Origin of the sequence: Nitrosospira briensis C-128 (assembly GCF_000619905.2) — a bacterium.
Classification (GTDB): domain Bacteria; phylum Pseudomonadota; class Gammaproteobacteria; order Burkholderiales; family Nitrosomonadaceae; genus Nitrosospira; species Nitrosospira briensis.
Genome location: NZ_CP012371.1, coordinates 2,587,689 through 2,603,717, shown reverse-complemented (window position 1 = coordinate 2,603,717; position 16,029 = coordinate 2,587,689). Strand labels below are relative to the sequence as shown.

General features: G+C 54.1%; 17 protein-coding genes. 10 read left to right on the top strand and 7 right to left on the bottom strand.

Annotated elements, in window-relative coordinates; genetic code table 11:
• Nucleotides 1–31: 31 nt before the first annotated feature.
• The 9 genes from F822_RS11740 (at nt 32) to F822_RS11695 (ending at nt 9,177) form a co-directional block, all read left to right on the top strand.
• On the top strand, nt 32–3,199 hold the full coding sequence (locus F822_RS11740) for an efflux RND transporter permease subunit (protein ID WP_025041090.1): 3,168 nt from the start codon (nt 32–34) through the stop codon (nt 3,197–3,199).
• 285 nt (nt 3,200–3,484) lie between these two features.
• The gene (locus F822_RS11735; RefSeq protein WP_025041091.1) at nt 3,485–3,856 is read left to right on the top strand and encodes an exosortase system-associated protein, TIGR04073 family; all 372 of its coding nucleotides are present in this window, start codon (nt 3,485–3,487) and stop codon (nt 3,854–3,856) included.
• A 540-nt stretch (nt 3,857–4,396) separates the two neighbouring features.
• Entirely contained in the window at nt 4,397–4,699 is a 303-nt protein-coding gene (locus F822_RS11725; RefSeq protein WP_025041092.1) for a putative quinol monooxygenase, read from the top strand.
• A gap of 156 nt (nt 4,700–4,855) precedes the next feature.
• The gene (locus tag F822_RS11720; protein ID WP_025041093.1) at nt 4,856–6,073 is read left to right on the top strand and encodes a DUF2863 family protein; all 1,218 of its coding nucleotides are present in this window, start codon (nt 4,856–4,858) and stop codon (nt 6,071–6,073) included.
• An 88-nt stretch (nt 6,074–6,161) separates the two neighbouring features.
• Nucleotides 6,162–6,569, top strand: a complete 408-nt coding sequence (msrB, locus tag F822_RS11715; protein WP_025041094.1) for a peptide-methionine (R)-S-oxide reductase MsrB — start codon at nt 6,162–6,164, stop codon at nt 6,567–6,569.
• A gap of 274 nt (nt 6,570–6,843) precedes the next feature.
• Entirely contained in the window at nt 6,844–7,389 is a 546-nt protein-coding gene (locus tag F822_RS11710) for a septation protein A (RefSeq protein WP_025041095.1), read from the top strand.
• Nucleotides 7,389–7,688, top strand: a complete 300-nt coding sequence (locus F822_RS11705; protein WP_025041096.1) for a YciI family protein — start codon at nt 7,389–7,391, stop codon at nt 7,686–7,688. Before F822_RS11710 ends, F822_RS11705 begins: the two co-directional genes overlap by 1 nt.
• A 401-nt stretch (nt 7,689–8,089) precedes the next feature.
• Nucleotides 8,090–8,353, top strand: a complete 264-nt coding sequence (locus tag F822_RS11700; RefSeq protein ID WP_025041097.1) for a BolA family protein — start codon at nt 8,090–8,092, stop codon at nt 8,351–8,353.
• A 26-nt stretch (nt 8,354–8,379) separates the two neighbouring features.
• Nucleotides 8,380–9,177 carry a peptidylprolyl isomerase gene (locus F822_RS11695; RefSeq protein ID WP_025041098.1) on the top strand — a complete coding sequence of 266 codons (798 nt, stop codon included), beginning with the start codon at nt 8,380–8,382 and terminating at the stop codon, nt 9,175–9,177.
• Nucleotides 9,178–9,294: 117 nt separating this feature from the next.
• Here F822_RS11695 and alr read toward each other — a convergent pair whose 3' ends face one another.
• Nucleotides 9,295–10,368 (bottom strand): alanine racemase, encoded by a 1,074-nt coding sequence (alr, locus tag F822_RS11690; protein WP_025041099.1) that lies wholly within the window; start codon nt 10,366–10,368, stop codon nt 9,295–9,297.
• 199 nt (nt 10,369–10,567) lie between these two features.
• On the opposite strand from alr, the gene lplT reads away from it, so the two are divergent.
• Entirely contained in the window at nt 10,568–11,842 is a 1,275-nt protein-coding gene (gene lplT, locus F822_RS11685; protein ID WP_025041100.1) for a lysophospholipid transporter LplT, read from the top strand.
• Nucleotides 11,843–11,974: 132 nt separating this feature from the next.
• Here the strand turns inward: lplT and F822_RS11680 are convergent, their stop codons facing one another.
• The 6 genes from F822_RS11680 to tsaB all read right to left on the bottom strand — a co-directional run bounded on the left by F822_RS11680 (nt 11,975) and on the right by tsaB (nt 15,977).
• The gene (locus tag F822_RS11680; RefSeq protein ID WP_025041101.1) at nt 11,975–12,475 is read right to left on the bottom strand and encodes a TPM domain-containing protein; all 501 of its coding nucleotides are present in this window, start codon (nt 12,473–12,475) and stop codon (nt 11,975–11,977) included.
• Nucleotides 12,476–13,357: a TPM domain-containing protein gene (locus F822_RS11675; protein WP_025041102.1), complete on the bottom strand. Its 882-nt coding sequence runs from the start codon at nt 13,355–13,357 to the stop codon at nt 12,476–12,478.
• A gap of 73 nt (nt 13,358–13,430) precedes the next feature.
• A complete protein-coding gene (locus F822_RS11670; RefSeq protein ID WP_025041103.1) occupies nt 13,431–14,024 on the bottom strand; it encodes a LemA family protein in 594 nt (197 codons plus the stop codon).
• Nucleotides 14,025–14,101: 77 nt separating this feature from the next.
• Nucleotides 14,102–14,839 carry a uracil-DNA glycosylase gene (locus tag F822_RS11665; RefSeq protein ID WP_025041104.1) on the bottom strand — a complete coding sequence of 246 codons (738 nt, stop codon included), beginning with the start codon at nt 14,837–14,839 and terminating at the stop codon, nt 14,102–14,104.
• The gene (rimI, locus tag F822_RS11660; protein ID WP_025041105.1) at nt 14,836–15,297 is read right to left on the bottom strand and encodes a ribosomal protein S18-alanine N-acetyltransferase; all 462 of its coding nucleotides are present in this window, start codon (nt 15,295–15,297) and stop codon (nt 14,836–14,838) included. The genes F822_RS11665 and rimI overlap by 4 nt, the downstream gene beginning before the upstream one ends.
• The gene (tsaB, locus tag F822_RS11655) at nt 15,294–15,977 is read right to left on the bottom strand and encodes a tRNA (adenosine(37)-N6)-threonylcarbamoyltransferase complex dimerization subunit type 1 TsaB (protein ID WP_025041106.1); all 684 of its coding nucleotides are present in this window, start codon (nt 15,975–15,977) and stop codon (nt 15,294–15,296) included. The genes rimI and tsaB overlap by 4 nt, the downstream gene beginning before the upstream one ends.
• Nucleotides 15,978–16,029: the final 52 nt, after the last annotated feature.

Below are 16,029 nucleotides of genomic sequence, written 5' to 3'. Positions count from 1 at the left end.
TCAGCCACAATATTTTCGATGGCGATACATCATGATTGAACGCATCTTGCAAGGTTCGATACACCGGCGCGTCTTCGTGATGGGAGCGGTGCTGGCGATGGCCGCGGTCGGGGTTTATAGTTTCCAGAAGCTGGCAATTGACGCCGTGCCGGACATTACCAATGTGCAGGTACAGATCAATACACCGGCGATAGGCTATTCGCCGGTGGAAGCAGAACAGCGTGTGACCTTTCCGATCGAGACGGTCATGGCCGGCCTTCCCCACCTTCACCATACCCGGTCCCTCTCTCGCTATGGTTTATCCCAGGTGACGGTTATTTTCGAGGATGGCACCGACATCTATTTTGCGCGCCAGCTGGTCAACCAGCGCATCCAGGAGGCCAAGGCCAAGCTGCCTGTTGGAATTGTGCCCACGATGGGACCGATCTCTACCGGCCTTGGGGAAATCTTCATGTGGACCGTGGATGCCGGGAAAGACGCACAAAAGCCGGACGGCACCGCTTATAGCACGATCGACCTGCGGGAGATCCAGGACTGGATTATCCGGCCCCAGTTGCGCATGGTCAAAGGGGTAGCGGAGGTCAACGCAATAGGCGGCTACGTCAAGCAATTTCACGTCACACCCTATCCCGACAAGCTGCTCTCCTTCGGACTGACATTACAGGATGTCATCATCGCCCTGGAGCGGAATAATCTTAACGTAGGCGCAGGCTACATCGAAAAAAGCGGTGAACAATACCTGGTTCGAGTGCCGGGGCAGGTGGCCGACCTGGATGAAATTGCCAATATCATTCTCGGTTCGCGGCAAGGTATACCCATACGTATCAAAGACGTTGCGGATATCCTGATAGGCAAGGAATTACGCAGCGGCGCCGCTACGCAGAATGGTGAGGAAATAGTCCTTGCCACCGCGCTCATGCTGATCGGGGAGAACAGCCGGACGGTCTCTCAAGCTGTCGCCGACAAGCTGGTAGAGGTTAACCGGACTCTGCCGGAAGGCATCGTCGCGACGCCGGTATACGATCGCACCGATCTGGTGGATAAAACCATCTGGACAGTCGCAACCAACCTGTTCGAGGGTGCAACCCTGGTAATCCTGGTGTTGTTCCTGTTCCTGGGAAACCTGCGTGCCGCGCTGATTACCGCGCTCGTTATTCCGCTTTCGATGCTGTTCACCTTCAGCGGCATGGTGGCCAATCATGTCAGCGCCAATCTGATGAGCCTGGGGGCGCTTGATTTCGGCCTGATCGTAGACGGTTCCATCGTCATTGTCGAAAATGCCATCCGGCGGCTCGCGCACGAGCAGACGCGGCTGGGGCGACTGTTGACGCCTGCCGAGCGCTTTGCTGTGGTCTTCGATGCATCCAGGGAGGCCCGACGGGTGCTGATCTACGGCGAGCTCATCATCATGGTGGTCTATCTGCCGATTTTCGCGCTGTCAGGCGTGGAAGGAAAGATGTTCCATCCCATGGCTTTCACGGTCGTGATCGCGCTGGTCGGCGCAATGATTCTTTCCATAACATTCATCCCGGCGGCAATTGCACTCTTTCTCTCCGGCAAGGTAGCGGAAAAAGAAAGCCCGGCAGTGGCGTGGGCGAAGAAAGTGTATGTACCGGCCCTCGCGGCGGCAATGCACAATAAGGCACTCACGATCACGCTTGCGGTGGTGATTGTGGTGCTGTCCGGACTGCTGACGACGCGGATGGGCAGCGAATTCATACCCAGCCTCAATGAAGGAGACATAGCTCTCCATGCCATACGCATCCCCGGCACGAGCCTGACTACTGCCGTCGAGATGCAGGATGAACTGGAAAAAAAAATCAAGGCATTTCCCGAAGTGGACAGGGTGTTCTCCAAGATTGGCACCGCTGAGATTGCGACCGATCCGATGCCGCCAAGCGTAGCGGATACCTTCGTTATCCTGAAGCCGCCGTCGGAATGGCCGGGGCCGCACCATACCAAGCCGCAGTTGGTTACTGCGATTGAAAAGGCCGTGCGGGAAGTACCGGGTAACAATTACGAGTTCACCCAGCCGATACAGATGCGTTTCAATGAACTGCTTTCCGGCGTGCGCGCGGATGTCGCCGTAAAAGTATTCGGCGACGACATGGATACACTGCTCGCTGTAGGGGAAGAGATCGAAAAAGTTCTGGACACCATCCCTGGCGCAGCGGATGTGAGGACCGAGCAGATCAGCGGATTGCCGGTATTGTCGATTCAAATGGATCGGGCAAAAATGGCGCGTTTCGGTTTGAATGCAGTGGATGTGCAGGATGCCGTCGCCATTTCCATTGGCGGCAGAAGCGCGGGCACTATCTATGAGGGGGATCGCCGCTTCGATTTGCAGGTTCGGCTACCGGAATCACTGCGCAGCGATATCGAGACCCTCGAGCGTTTACCGGTCAGGCTACCCGATTCGACCCTGGGGGCTACGGCGGCCCCTGGCACTGGCGTAGTCGGCTACGTCATGCTGGGCGAGGTGGCTAATCTGGAAGTCGTCCAGGGACCTAATCAGGTAAGCCGCGAAAACGGTAAACGCCGGGTAGTGGTCACCGCTAACGTTCGTGGCAGGGACCTGGGCTCCTTCGTTGAAGAAGCGGAAGCGCTCATCGCAGAGAAGGTGCAGAGTCCGCCAGGCTATTGGATAACGTGGGGAGGGCAATTCGAGCAATTGATTTCAGCGGCGCAGCGCCTTCAGATCGTCATTCCCGTGGCCCTCGGATTGATTTTTGTTCTGCTCTATAACATGTTCGGCAATGTTCGGGACGGATTGCTGATGTTCAGCGGCGTTCCCTTCGCGCTTAGCGGCGGAATTGTGGCACTGTGGTTGCGCGATATCCCGCTGTCCATTTCAGCCGGCGTGGGATTCATCGCCCTGTCCGGCGTAGCCGTACTGAATGGCCTGGTCATGCTGGCGTTTATCCGTGATTTACGAGCACAGGGCATGGCCCTGGATGAGGCTATTCAAACTGGCGCTCTCACCCGTTTACGCCCGGTATTAATGACGGCACTGGTGGCGGCACTTGGGTTCGTCCCCATGGCGCTCGCCACCGGAACGGGTGCGGAAGTGCAGCGGCCACTGGCAACAGTGGTAATCGGCGGCATTCTTTCGTCCACCGCGCTGACCCTGCTGGTACTGCCCATATTGTACCGCCTGGTCCATGGCAGCGATGATGATCGCGATGGAATGCGGCGTTGAATACTCACCCCTTATTTACCCCTTAATCGCCCATTACTCATCACGGGGTGAGCCTGAAAAAATGTTGCAGATTCCTTCTGCCAGCCTATTCCGACGTCCGGAAGAGGCGTCGGAACTGTGGCTTCCATATTCTCCGTTCAATGCATCCATCACTTTCATAGCGTCTATCGCTTCTCGCCAACCCATGCGCCAAGCGGGGTAGGGGTAATACATTTGACATTGCATCTCATCCGTGCTAGTGTTAAATCGGGTTTGATTTATTCAATCCACCTTTCGGAGGTATCGATGAAAAGTACGCTGAAACCGTTACTGATACTATCTACTCTGATATTCTTCTCGTCTGAAGCCGCAGTGGCTGCCAGTTATGCGACCTACGGCCTAGGCGTAGGCAACAAACTCGCGCACGGCGCCGCGAATACCGTAACAGGCATCGCGGAAGTTCCGAAGAGCATGCTGATGGAGACTAATGACAAAGGCTTGGGTTATGGACTTACCACAGGGTTGCTGACCGGTATTACCTATGGGGTCGGCCGTTCGCTGGCGGGGGTTGCGGATCTGGGTACGTTCTTCATCCCAGCCAAACCGCTGGTCTCTCCCGGTTATGCCTGGCAGGATTACCGGACCCAGCAAACTCGATTCCAGCCAAACTGGAAGTAGAATATATCATTTTGGCAGCGGACTGATCCTCTGCCCTTATACAAGAAGGGAGCTGCGGCTCCCTTCTTGTATAAGGGCATCAATGTAGCAACTACCGTCGGGCGGCCGTCGCACGCTTCAGGTCTCCACTTCCTGGCAATGCCTGTTGAGTTCCGATTCCACAGCCTCGCCAGTTTGGGTTACTCAGTCAACCTGGCAATGATTCCAGGCCACACCAAACCCAGCCATGCTTCTTCTCCTTGGGGCGATCAGCGCTTCGGAAGCATCAATTTATCGAGCGAGGTAGTGGCAACTCGCTAATTATTGATAGCAGGTCAAGGACCTGATCCAATTCTTCAGTGGAGTGCCTGTCGCTCACTCTAACCGGGCAATTCCACCGCGAAAAAAGCTCGCAGCACTGCCGTCTGCATGGACGACCGATGCAAGGATATGAGGGTGGGTGAAAGAACTTTATTTAATTTGCCAGTCTCGCCATTTACGGGAAACGGTATGATGCCTGGAGTTGTGCCTCGTTGTTCAACTTCAGAAAGGAAAGCCATTATGCTAAAAGTCGCTCTATTCGTACGATTACAAGCCAAACCGGGGAAGGAAACCGATGTAAGCAATTTTCTCGAGCAGGGACTTACACTCGCGAACCAGGAAGCCCAGACGCCGGTATGGTTCGCTCTTCGCCTGGGCCCATCCACTTTCGGCGTTTTCGATGCATTCGCCGATGAGGCGGGGCGGTCGGCGCATTTATCCGGTCCGATCGCAGAAGCACTGAGCGCCAACGCGGCCGATCTACTGGCGGAACCCCCGCAGATTGAGTATATAGACGTACTCGGCGCGAAGCTTCCACTCTGACGCCATCAGCGGCGAGAAAGCCGGGTAGTGCGGAGGAGCGGAGCAGATGATCCGCTCGTTCCTTCGCATCGTTCGATCCCCTTAAAGCGTATCCTCCTTCCATCCCCGGGATTTAAGTTAAAATATTTTTTTGATCATACGCGCACATCAATTTTAATGAAAAAAACTCGCGCTCCCCATCGCACCAAATCTCCGCGCGCAGTGCAAGAGCTTTGCCGCCTGGCGGCGGGGCTTGCCGCTTCAGGCAGCCGTATAGAAGACGCATTCTGGGAAAACCGGCTTGCGGCAAAGATACATGCCCAGCTGCGGACAAGCGACGATCAGAATCTCGAAGCGGCGCTGGATCAGCTTTATGATACCGACCCGGCGGGTTATAGCGAGTTCATTTATGCCATAGAGGCGGCAATTGAATGCAGCATATTGACACATGAAGATCGGCGCTATGATGTTCTGATGTTCGCCGTGCCGGTGCTGACCTGGTCGCGGTTTTCGATTCCTTCGGGTCCGGTAGACGAAGAAATGCTGGCCAATTTGCGCCTACAGTTGCAGACCCATGTGCTGGCGCCGAATGTCCAGTTCGTGCTCGCGGATTGCCTGTTCAGTCCCGACCAGTTACCACGCGGCTATCACCTTACACATGAGCTGGCCGGCAAGCTATGGGCAGCAGCGGTGGCGGGAGAACGCAAGTTGCATATGAACCCCAACCGGCTGCCCGAAACCGGCCGTTTCCTCTCCGATACACGCTATCTTCTCGGGGGTATCGCGGTGCCGCAAGGAAAGGCCATGTTCCGCTGGCAACAAACGGATGGGGCTGGCGAGACCAGGAACAGCAACTTGCCGGCTCTGATGTTATCAAAAGACGAAATTGTGCCTGCATGGCAGACTCACGGTGGTGAAGCTTTGCGGAAGTTGTTCCTGGGGTGCGCGTTTGAATTGCTGATACCCGATGGCTTTTTTTCGGCCTGGCGCATGGCGGATCGCCTCGCTCGGCCCTATTCCACGCATGCCACCGTTAATTTCCTGCAAACTACCCTGAACATTTCACCTAACAGGCTGCGTGCGGTAATCGCACCGTTCTATGATCAGTGGCTGGAAGAATACCGTATAGGTTTCACGCTCAAGGATCGCAACGAGGTGCTGTATGGGATAGTATGGGCATTGGTTGGCGATGAAGATGAGAGCAGCGATATCGTAACCCAAATCGAAACGACCTTGCGGGAATGCGGTATAGGCCATACCATGTTGCTGCAAAATCATTTTCTTCTGGACTATTGCGAGGAGTGTGGCGCTCCATTGTTTCCAAACCCGGAAGGCGAAGTGGTACATGCTGAATTTCCGGAAGAAGGCGAAGTGGCTCCGGTACATCTACATTGACAGACATTCTTGGTCCGCTTGAAATATATCCCTGAAATATCCCTGAGATACTTTTCAGGTGGCGCTAAATTATCGACTGAAGGGAATCATGGACCGAAAAATCGTCAAGTCTGAACAGGAATGGCAAAAGCAGCTCACGCCTCAGCAGTACCATGTTTGTCGCGAGGGTGGTACCGAGCCCGCTTTCACGGGTGAATACTGGAATTGCCACGACAACGGCGTATACCGTTGCGCATGCTGCGGCGCCGCGCTATTCAGTTCGGATACCAAGTTCGATTCAGGCACGGGCTGGCCTTCTTTCTGGCAACCCGTGGACCCGGCCAATGTCACTGCCGAGGAAGATGACAGCTTTTTCATGCACCGGACAGAGGTATTGTGTGCTCGTTGCGACGCGCACCTGGGGCATGTATTCGACGACGGACCTGAGCCAACCGGTTTACGCTATTGCATCAATTCCGGGTCACTCAAGCTCGATCGGGGAACGGGCAGTATATAAACGGATCGATTGCTGACTCGATCGCTTTATCAGTGGGGTATATCGTTTTTATAACGCTGAGAGACATGCTGCGCGTTTTAACGGGAACCTGGTTCGACCACTCTTCATTCGTTCAGCCTTTTAAGCCAGGGTGGAGAATTATCTGCCGGGGTTAAAATCTCCCGCAATTTAAGCGTCTATATTCGCTCATCTTTCTGGAAAATTTGAATAGATTTTTCCGTGGCTAGCGGCCATAATCACTCTTCAACGGCTCCTGCCGGCCCAGTTGGACATTATGAAGCTTCTTTTTGATCTCTTTCCGGTAATCCTGTTTTTCGTCACCTTCAAAATTTATGGCATCTACGCAGCCACTGCCGTTGCCATTGGCGCCACTTTTGCACAAATCGGCTGGGTCTGGTTTCGCCACCGCAAGGTGGATACCATGCTGTGGGTCAGCCTTGTTATCATCGTTATTTTCGGCAGTGCGACATTGATTCTACAAGATGAAACATTCATCAAGTGGAAGCCGTCGGTACTTTACTGGTTTTTCGCCGCCGCGCTGCTGTTAGCCCCGCTGGTTTTCAAGAAGAACTTGATCCGTATCATGATGAAAGAACAGATCAAGCTGCCAGACCCCGTGTGGGGGCGCCTCAACGCCAGTTGGGCTGCATTTTTCGCGTTGATGGGCGGAGCGAATCTTTACGTGGCTTTCAATTATGATACTGATACCTGGGTCAACTTCAAGTTGTTCGGGTTTATGGGCCTGATGGTAGCTTTTGTCTTATTACAAGGTGTAATGCTGGGTAAATACATACAGGACAGCGAGGATAAAGAAGCGTGATGTTCTATGCGATAAGCGGGGAAGATATACCCGACAGCCTGGAAAAACGGCTGGCGGTCCGTCCGGAACATCTGGAACGCATCAAGATATTACAGGAAGAGGGGCGTCTTATCCTAGCCGGACCCTATCCTGCAATTGACAGCCCCGATCCCGGCCCCGCGGGATTTTCCGGTAGCCTGATCGTGGCCGAATTCGAATCGCTGGAAGCAGCGCGAACCTGGGCGGAGGCCGATCCATATGTCACTTCCGGCGTATATGGCAAATTGACGGTCAGGCCATTCAGAAAGGTTTTGCCTTAAACCCAAATCCGGTATTTGACCGCTCATCTAATAGATCAGTATTATGATTAATAACAATATTTCATATTATTTGACGCTCACCTTCCAGATGAGGGCGCTACGGGGTGAATTGCACAGTTTTTGCGGCACATGGCTGCGTTGCAACTTCTTGGAATGGAACGGCGCCCCGAAGCGTCGCCCGAGGGGACCCCGCGCAGCGGGGATCGGGCAGCGCAGGGGATGCCGCGATCGCGCTTCACACGCAAGGGGGCGCCCGCATCCCGCTTCGGGGTCGCACCTTCCTGCGGAAGGCACTGCTGCGCCCTGCGCGGTCGCATTCCGCGTCGCTGCGCCTTGCCCTGCACCCCAAAAACCGTACACTTCACCCCGTCCAACTACCGGATTTAGGTTAGATAAAACCGATGAGTACCATCGAATTGATCAAGCAGAAGCTTTCTGTTCTTGAACCGGAAAAAATTGAAATCGTGGATGAAAGCGCCAGGCATGCAGGACACGAAGGCGCTAAAAGCGGAGGCGGGCATTACTTGCTTACCATTGTTTCCCGTAAATTTTCCGGCAAATCCGCGTTGGCGCGACATCGTCTGGTCTATACCGCGCTGCAAGAGATGATGCATAAGGATATTCACGCATTAAGTGTAAAAGCGTATACTCCCGAAGAAATTTGATTTTGATCCCATGACAAGGAAGCCCCATGTATTTTATTAAATTTTCTCAACTCACAGCGCTAGGTATTTCCGGACTGATTGCCGTGACGGCTGCTCAGGCTCAAACTGGGTCAACCATGGCCAAGGTGAACGGAGTTGCCATTCCTCAGTCGCGTATCGAATTTATAATGAAAGCGCGCGCTGCCCAGGATCAGCCGGATTCTCCTGAAGCCAGAAAAGCCTTGCGTGAGGACCTCATAACCGAGGAAGTCATAGCTCAGGAAGCGAAAAAGAAGGGGCTCGACAAGGACCCGGATTTCATAACCCAACTCGAGATGGCGCGTCAAACAGCTCTGGTTAGGGCCTACCAGGTCGATTACATAAAGAACCACCCGGTGAGCGATGAAGAGCTGCGCAAAGAATATGAAACGGTCAAAACTCAGATGGGTGACAAGGAATACAAGGCACATCATATTTTAGTCGCCACTGAAGCAGAAGCTAAAGATATTATCGCCCGTATCAAAAAAGGTACCAAGCTTGAGAAGATTGCCGAGGAAAAATCCCTGGATAGCGGTAGCAAGAATAAGGGTGGCGAACTCGACTGGAGTCCCGCTGCAAGCTATGTTCAGCCCTTTGCAGAAGCGTTGACCAAATTGACCAAGGGCCACCTTACCGAACAGCCGGTGAAAAGCCCTTTCGGCTGGCATGTCATACGACTGGACGACGTGCGGCCCCTGAAAGTTCCACCATTCGAAGAAATAAAGCAAAACCTGGCCCAGCGCGTATTGCAACGTCAGTTCGCGGCATCGGTCGGCGATTTGCGATCCAAGGCGAAGGTTGAATAACCCAAGTTCACCTGCTTGCTGGATAAAAAAGGCGGTCAGTTGACCGCCTTTTTTTGGGCTCAGTTTGAACAGGTCCAAGGAGAAGCCCGCGCTTTCACCTGCCAAATCAAATCGGAATCAGGTTACTATCTGCATGCGGGGCGCCAACGCGCACAACAACTCATAGCCTACCGTACCGGCTGATTGCGCCACCTCGTCAACGGGCATTCCCTTTCCCCAGAGCGTTACGGGGGTGCCTACTCCGGCGCTTTCTATTTCGCTCAGATCTACATGCAGCATATCCATGGACACGCGCCCGACAATGCGGGTGCGCCTGCCGTTCACCAGTATGGGGGTGCCGGTAGGCGCATGACGCGGGTAGCCGTCTGCATAACCCCCCGCCACAATTCCCACGCGCATTGACCTGCCCGCCCGAAAAGTATGACCATATCCGACGCCATCTCTCGGTTCAAGCGTTTGCACCGCGATGATCTTGCTCAATACCGTCATTGCCGGGTGCAAATCCAGCTCGTCAGCCGCGGTGTCGGCGAATGGGGAGGCGCCATAAAGCATGATGCCGGGCCGTACCCAATCGGCATGTGTTTCGGGAAAACGCAGGATAGCAGCGGAGTTGGCCATTGAACGGGGCAGATACCGCCCTTCGGCGGCAGTGTTGAAACGCTGTAGCTGCGCAGTGATGCTCTCGCTTCTGCATGACTCGTCTGCGCGGGCAAAATGCGTCATCACTGTAATTTGACCTACGGCAGGATTCGCCTTGAGGGTTTCCAGCGCAGCGGGAAACTCATCAAGCGTGAATCCCAGCCGATTCATGCCGGTATTGAGCTTCAGGAATACATCCAGCTTGCCGCGTGGCCTGGATGCCGACAGCATGGCGAGCTGCTCGCGGTGATGGATTACGGTGCTTAAATGGTATTGCTCGATCCAACCTAGTTCGCTTATATCGAAAAAACCTTCGAGTAGCAAAATCGTCTGGCGATAGCCTGCCTCGCGCAGACGCACGGCCGCGTTCAGCTCGAGCATTGCGAACCCCTCTGCTCGAGCTAGCGCTTCGGCGGCACGCAGCAACCCATGGCCATATGCGTCAGCCTTGATCACTGCCATCACGCGCGAGTTGGGGGCGTGCCGGCGAACGACAGACAGATTATATTCGAGCGCGGAAAGATCGATCAGTGCCTGGATGGGGCGTGACATCAGCAGGGCAACCTCTGCATAAATCCACTGGAAAGCATTCCGGATTCAAGCAGAGGTTTCTTGGGAGATAACGAAAATTTCATAAGTGATCCTGAATCAGATGGTGCCAATTTTATAGCGTAACGGTTTCGTGATATTGCCCGGATGAGCATTGTATAATTCCTCGCCTTACGGTGAGAAAGTTTTAGGAGAGCAAAGCTTGAAACGCGGATTCTATACCATCATGGCAGCGCAGTTTTTCTCTTCACTGGCGGACAATGCGCTGCTGGTCGTCGCCATTGCACTTTTGGTAGAACTGCATGCGCCTGCTTACCTCACCCCGATGCTCAAGTTTGTGTTCGTTTTGTTTTATGTGATTCTTGCCCCGTTCGTTGGCGCTTTTGCCGATTCCATGGCCAAGGGGTGGGTGATGTTCATTAGCAATAGCATCAAGATCGTGGGTTGCAGCCTGCTTTTTCTGGCATCGCATCAGTATTTTGCTCTAGCTGCCTACGCGGTCGTCGGGCTTGGCGCAGCTGCTTACTCTCCCGCTAAATACGGCATACTCACTGAACTGTTGCCCCCCGAAAAACTGGTCGTCGCCAATGGCTGGATCGAAGGTTTGACCGTTGCCTCGATCATAATAGGCACGGTACTGGGCGGACTGCTGATCTCACCCTCGATCTCCGCCCTATTTTTGACGCTCGACTTTCCATTCATAGACACAGGTGTGAATACCGTCGCGGAAGCTGCCATACTTCTTATCGCCGTATTCTATACCACCGCCGCCATCTTCAATCTGTACATTCCCAATACCGGAGTTGACCACCGCGCTCTCAAGAAAAACCCCCTATTCCTGATGCATGAGTTCGGGCATTGCATGAAGCTGCTATGGACAGACAAGCTCGGACAGATTTCGCTGGCTGTCACTACGCTGTTCTGGGGAGCGGGGGCAACCCTGCAATTCATTGTGTTGAAATGGGCCGATATTGCGCTCGGCTATCCGCTAAGCAAAGCCGCGCAATTACAAGGCGTGGTCGCAGTAGGGATCGCGGTAGGTGCTGTCATCGCAGCACGGTTGGTGTCGCTCCGGCAGTCGGTAAAAGTGATTCCTCTTGGCATCGCCATGGGAATCGTCGTAATAGCCATGGTTCTGGCGCGCGACCTGTGGGTTGCGGTTCCACTTTTAATGCTGATCGGCGGACTTGCGGGGTTTTTTGTCGTGCCGATGAATGCCCTGTTGCAACACCGCGGGCATATCCTGATGGGTGCCGGCCACTCCATAGCAGTTCAGAATTTCAACGAGAACCTTAGTATTCTCACCATGCTGGCCGTGTATGCGATGCTGGTGAGTTTCGACGTCCATGTTTACACCGTTATTGTTCTGTTCGGCCTGCTGGTGGCTGTAATCATGACTCTGATACGTCAGTGGCATTTGCGTAACCAGAGCATTGAAGATTCATTACATCTGATCGGTGCAAATAAAGGGCACTAGCAGCCTGCCGGACTTGAAGGAAATCAGCTGAAAAAGCGATAACCGGCTTCGTTACCCCGTGATCGGCGCGACCTGGTACTACGCGCCCGCAGTGGTTTGCCTAGGGGCTTCCCAGCGCATCAATGTTTTTTGCTATAGAATAACCGGCCTGTCGGACAGTTCATTTTCTCCGCCCTTCCGCTTCGCAGGGAAATGCGTCTGCAAGTGATTGCCGATAGCCCGGATTCCCGCAATGACCCCTGGTTCGAATTGACCTCGACGAAAAGCATCTTCCATTTCGCGACAGATCTTTTCCCACTCCTCAGTATCGACCTTGCTGCTGATTCCACGGTCCGCAACGATTTCAACATCGCGATCCGCGAGCAATAAATAAATAAGCACACCATTGTTATGCTCCGTATCCCAGACACGAAGTTGGGCAAATGCCTCTACGGCTCGTTCGCGTGCCGATTGCTCTCTAAGCAGAGGCCACGTATTCAATGCTGCCTCCACCGCGAAAAGTATCTCTCCGTCATGACTGACTTCAGTTCGGCTGATAGCCTGTTCGATAGCGATCAGCGCAGCATCCGGAAATATGCGCCGCACTGCCAGAGAACCGGTAAAACAATGCCGCAGTATGCGTGCAAGATTCATCTACCATCTCCCTGATGCGCCACCACCGCCAAAACCGCCCCCGCCACCACCAAAGCCGCCGCCCCCAAACCCACCGCCACCCCTGCCTCCCATGCCGCCGCCCGGCCAGCCGCCGCGGCCTCCTCTGAAGACTCCCCCGCCAGGGCCGCTGCCGAACAAGCTTACGAAAAATGCAAAGATAGCCGCAATGATGCCGATGGCTATCGAAGAAAAAAGCAGCCAGCCCAAAAATCCTGCCGAAGCGCTTACGATGCCGGCGCCGATGAAGCGCCCAAAGAAGGATTGCAATACTTTTGCGACGACGATGAGCATGATAAAAAGGGGAATAATGTTATCCATCACGGCATTCCCCGAGGGAGCACGTTCGCCGCCTCTGGCTTGCGGCGGCGGTAACGGTTCTCCTTCGACCACGCTCATCATTTGCTCGATACCGGCATCGATACCGCCGACAAAATTGCCCCGCCTGAATTCAGGAACAATCACCTCGTCGACTATGCGCTTTGCCAGCGCGTCCGGCAGCACGCCTTCCAGGCCATAGCCCACTTCTATACGCACCGTCCTGTCCTGTTTGGCGATCAGCAGGAGTGCGCCGTCATCGATACCTTTTCGTCCGAGTTTCCACGCCTCGGCAACGCGAATCGAATATTGCTCGATAGTTTCAGGCTGAGTGGTGGGAACGATCAACACCGCAATCTGACTACCTTTTCTGGCTTCAAACGCAGCCAGCCTCTGTTCCAGTTGCGCGGTCTCATTCGCCGCCAGCGTACCGGTCAGATCGGTAACGCGGGATTTAAGCGCGGGAACGGCCACTTCCGCCATCGACAAAGAAACGGAAAAGAGCAGCGCGAAGAATACAAGAGCTTTTTTTCCGGTTTGTCTCATAAAGAAAAGTTGAGGCGTGGTTCCAAGTTCCAGGGTCGGGTTTATGGATTCCCGCGAAAAATCTGTTTTCCCGTTATGGCTTGCTGAAATCCACCTTGGGCGCAACCGAGATTGCTTTCTCGTTTTCAACGGCGAAGCTAGGCTTCACTTTGAACCCGAATACCATTGCCGTAAGATTGCTGGGGAACGAACGCACGGTGATGTTGTACTCCTGAACTGCCTTGATGTAGCGGCTACGAGCCACGGTGATACGATTCTCGGTGCCTTCCAGCTGTGCCTGCAATTCACGAAAATTGGCGTCCGATTTAAGTTGCGGATAGTTCTCCGCTACCACAAGCAAGCGCGACAGGGCGCTTGTCAGTTCCCCCTGGACACTCTGAAACTTCGCAAACGCCTCCGGGTCGTTGATAAGCTCCGGTGTAGCCTGGATGCTTCCGACCTTGGAGCGGGCATTCGTTACGCCCAACAGCACGTCTTTTTCCTGTGCGGCGAAACCCTTCACGACGTTTACAAGATTGGGTACCAAGTCAGTGCGACGTTGATACTGATTCAGAACTTCCGCCCAGCTCGCCTTGATTTGCTCATCGGTAGACTGTAACGTGTTATAGCCACAACCGCTCAAGGAGAGGGTAATAAGCAACGCCAGGGATCGCAGCAGATTATTCATGAAATTGTTCCCAAAAAAGTGTTGCCGTGCCGTAAATAACTAACCGTAAATAGTTAAATCAGTATCAGAAATGGGGTTTAATTTTCCGAATGCAATAGGGTTTGCATCGTGTGTCTGGCAAAACATAAATCCTCCCAGGCTTTCGCTTTGGCGGGCAATGTCCTCAGCAGATAGGCGGGGTGATAGGTGACAATAACGGGAATACCCGAATGCTGATGCAATCTGCCGCGAAGGCTGCCGAGACTGGCATCAGTATGCAGCAGATTCTCCGCCGCGACTTTTCCCAGCGCAATAATAAGCTTTGGCTTCATCAATTCAATTTGCCGCGCGAGATACGGCTCGCATTGATGCGCTTCATGGGAGGTGGGGGTTCTGTTTTCAGGTGGACGGCATTTTACGATATTGGCGATGTAAACATTTTGGCCGCGCTTCAGATCAATTGCCGCCAACATGTTATCCAGCAACTTGCCGGCCTGCCCGACAAAGGGCTCTCCGGTGGCATCCTCCTGCGCACCAGGCCCTTCACCCACATAAAGCCAGTCGGCGTTTCTGTCACCTATGCCGAATACGGTGCGCGTGCGGGACTGAAACAGCGGGCAGGCGACACAACCCTCAACGCTGGCCTTAAGTTCATCCCAGCCCATCCGCAGAATTCGCGTGCGCCTGTCTTCCCTTGCGCCAACATGGGAACCGGGAACCGGCTCAACGGCGGCCTCGGCTTTCTCACCATGCCCCTCGGTCCTGGCACGCCACAGTGGCGTCAAACCCAGCTCTTTGAATATGTCCTTGCGCCTGGTTCGCCTGGCAACAGTCATAACACCAGTTCCATGACTAATGAATCTTCACGCCCACCCATCGCAGGGTAATAGTCCTTGCGTTTGGCGATCTGCGTAAACCCGATCCGTTTATATAGCCGGGCAGCGATATGATTGGATTCCCGTACATCGAGGAACATCGTCAACGCACGCTGTTCCCTGGCGATATGGATGAAATGCCGCAGTAGTCTTTCGCCCCAGCCCTTCCCTTGCGCGCCTGCAGCAATGCTAAGGGTCAGCAGATGCGCTTCCTGCGCTCCAATTGTCATCACACCGTATCCAAAGACGTCTCCATCCTGCTCTAAAACAAGGGCATGGTAACCGGACTGGAGCGAATCACTGAAATTACCGCGTGTCCAGGGAAAAAGAAAAACCTCACGTTCGAGTGCTACCACCATATCCAGATCTGCCGGAACCATCCGTCTTATCTGCGGCATCTCCTGGAACTGAGCACTCATCGCTCCTTCTCCTTCAGAGCTACTTTATTGCGGATGTATAGTGGCGCAGCACCAGCAGGGTCGATACCCCATCCCTTTCTGAATCCTGCTGCAGCCAGCTGAGCTATGGCGCGGGCATTCGGCCTGAGGCCACTGATAACGTGACCGATAGATCCATGGTAATGGTCACGCAGTATTTCCCCATACATATCAAAACCGCTGCCACAACCTGTCCAGTCGTCTCCTGAAACAATGGGCGCATTGTGCGGCAAGCACAGCGCTGGTTCGCTCACCGGTAGCCATCCGTCTGCTGTTCTCTTATACGCGGCATGATATATCTCGCTCATGCGGGCGTCGAGCGCAGCAATTACGCCGGCAACTGTTCCTTTTTCCCCGGCGTCCTGCGCCAATGCTTCCAATGTGCATACACCGATTACCGGCAGGTCTGCACCAAGAGCCAGCCCTTGGGTTACACCGCACGCAATGCGCAAACCGGTGAAAGACCCCGGTCCCGAGCCGAAAGCAATACCGTCCAGTTGCCTCAGCGTCAACCCGGCCTCGTCCAGCGTGCGCCTCACCATGGGTAGAATCAGCTCGGAGTGACGCTGTTCCGCAAGAATCTCCTGGTTCAGGATCTCGCTATCCCGCAATAGCGCAACCGAGCAATATTCGGTAGATGTATCGAGAGCGAGAATTTTCAAGATAAAATTGAACGAATATTAAGTATTATATGAATGCAAGATTCTGCCGACG

What these genes read in the sequence shown, in the direction of transcription:
- F822_RS11740 (WP_025041090.1), top strand. Translation starts at nt 32, where the DNA reads ATGATTGAACGCATCTTGCAAGGTTCGATACACCGGCGCGTCTTCGTG.
- F822_RS11735 (WP_025041091.1), top strand. Translation starts at nt 3,485, where the DNA reads ATGAAAAGTACGCTGAAACCGTTACTGATACTATCTACTCTGATATTC.
- F822_RS11725 (WP_025041092.1), top strand. Translation starts at nt 4,397, where the DNA reads ATGCTAAAAGTCGCTCTATTCGTACGATTACAAGCCAAACCGGGGAAG.
- F822_RS11720 (WP_025041093.1), top strand. Translation starts at nt 4,856, where the DNA reads ATGAAAAAAACTCGCGCTCCCCATCGCACCAAATCTCCGCGCGCAGTG.
- msrB (WP_025041094.1), top strand. Translation starts at nt 6,162, where the DNA reads ATGGACCGAAAAATCGTCAAGTCTGAACAGGAATGGCAAAAGCAGCTC.
- F822_RS11710 (WP_025041095.1), top strand. Translation starts at nt 6,844, where the DNA reads ATGAAGCTTCTTTTTGATCTCTTTCCGGTAATCCTGTTTTTCGTCACC.
- F822_RS11705 (WP_025041096.1), top strand. Translation starts at nt 7,389, where the DNA reads ATGTTCTATGCGATAAGCGGGGAAGATATACCCGACAGCCTGGAAAAA.
- F822_RS11700 (WP_025041097.1), top strand. Translation starts at nt 8,090, where the DNA reads ATGAGTACCATCGAATTGATCAAGCAGAAGCTTTCTGTTCTTGAACCG.
- F822_RS11695 (WP_025041098.1), top strand. Translation starts at nt 8,380, where the DNA reads ATGTATTTTATTAAATTTTCTCAACTCACAGCGCTAGGTATTTCCGGA.
- alr (WP_025041099.1), bottom strand. Translation starts at nt 10,368, where the DNA reads ATGTCACGCCCCATCCAGGCACTGATCGATCTTTCCGCGCTCGAATAT.
- F822_RS11680 (WP_025041101.1), bottom strand. Translation starts at nt 12,475, where the DNA reads ATGAATCTTGCACGCATACTGCGGCATTGTTTTACCGGTTCTCTGGCA.
- F822_RS11675 (WP_025041102.1), bottom strand. Translation starts at nt 13,357, where the DNA reads ATGAGACAAACCGGAAAAAAAGCTCTTGTATTCTTCGCGCTGCTCTTT.
- F822_RS11670 (WP_025041103.1), bottom strand. Translation starts at nt 14,024, where the DNA reads ATGAATAATCTGCTGCGATCCCTGGCGTTGCTTATTACCCTCTCCTTG.
- F822_RS11665 (WP_025041104.1), bottom strand. Translation starts at nt 14,839, where the DNA reads ATGACTGTTGCCAGGCGAACCAGGCGCAAGGACATATTCAAAGAGCTG.
- rimI (WP_025041105.1), bottom strand. Translation starts at nt 15,297, where the DNA reads ATGAGTGCTCAGTTCCAGGAGATGCCGCAGATAAGACGGATGGTTCCG.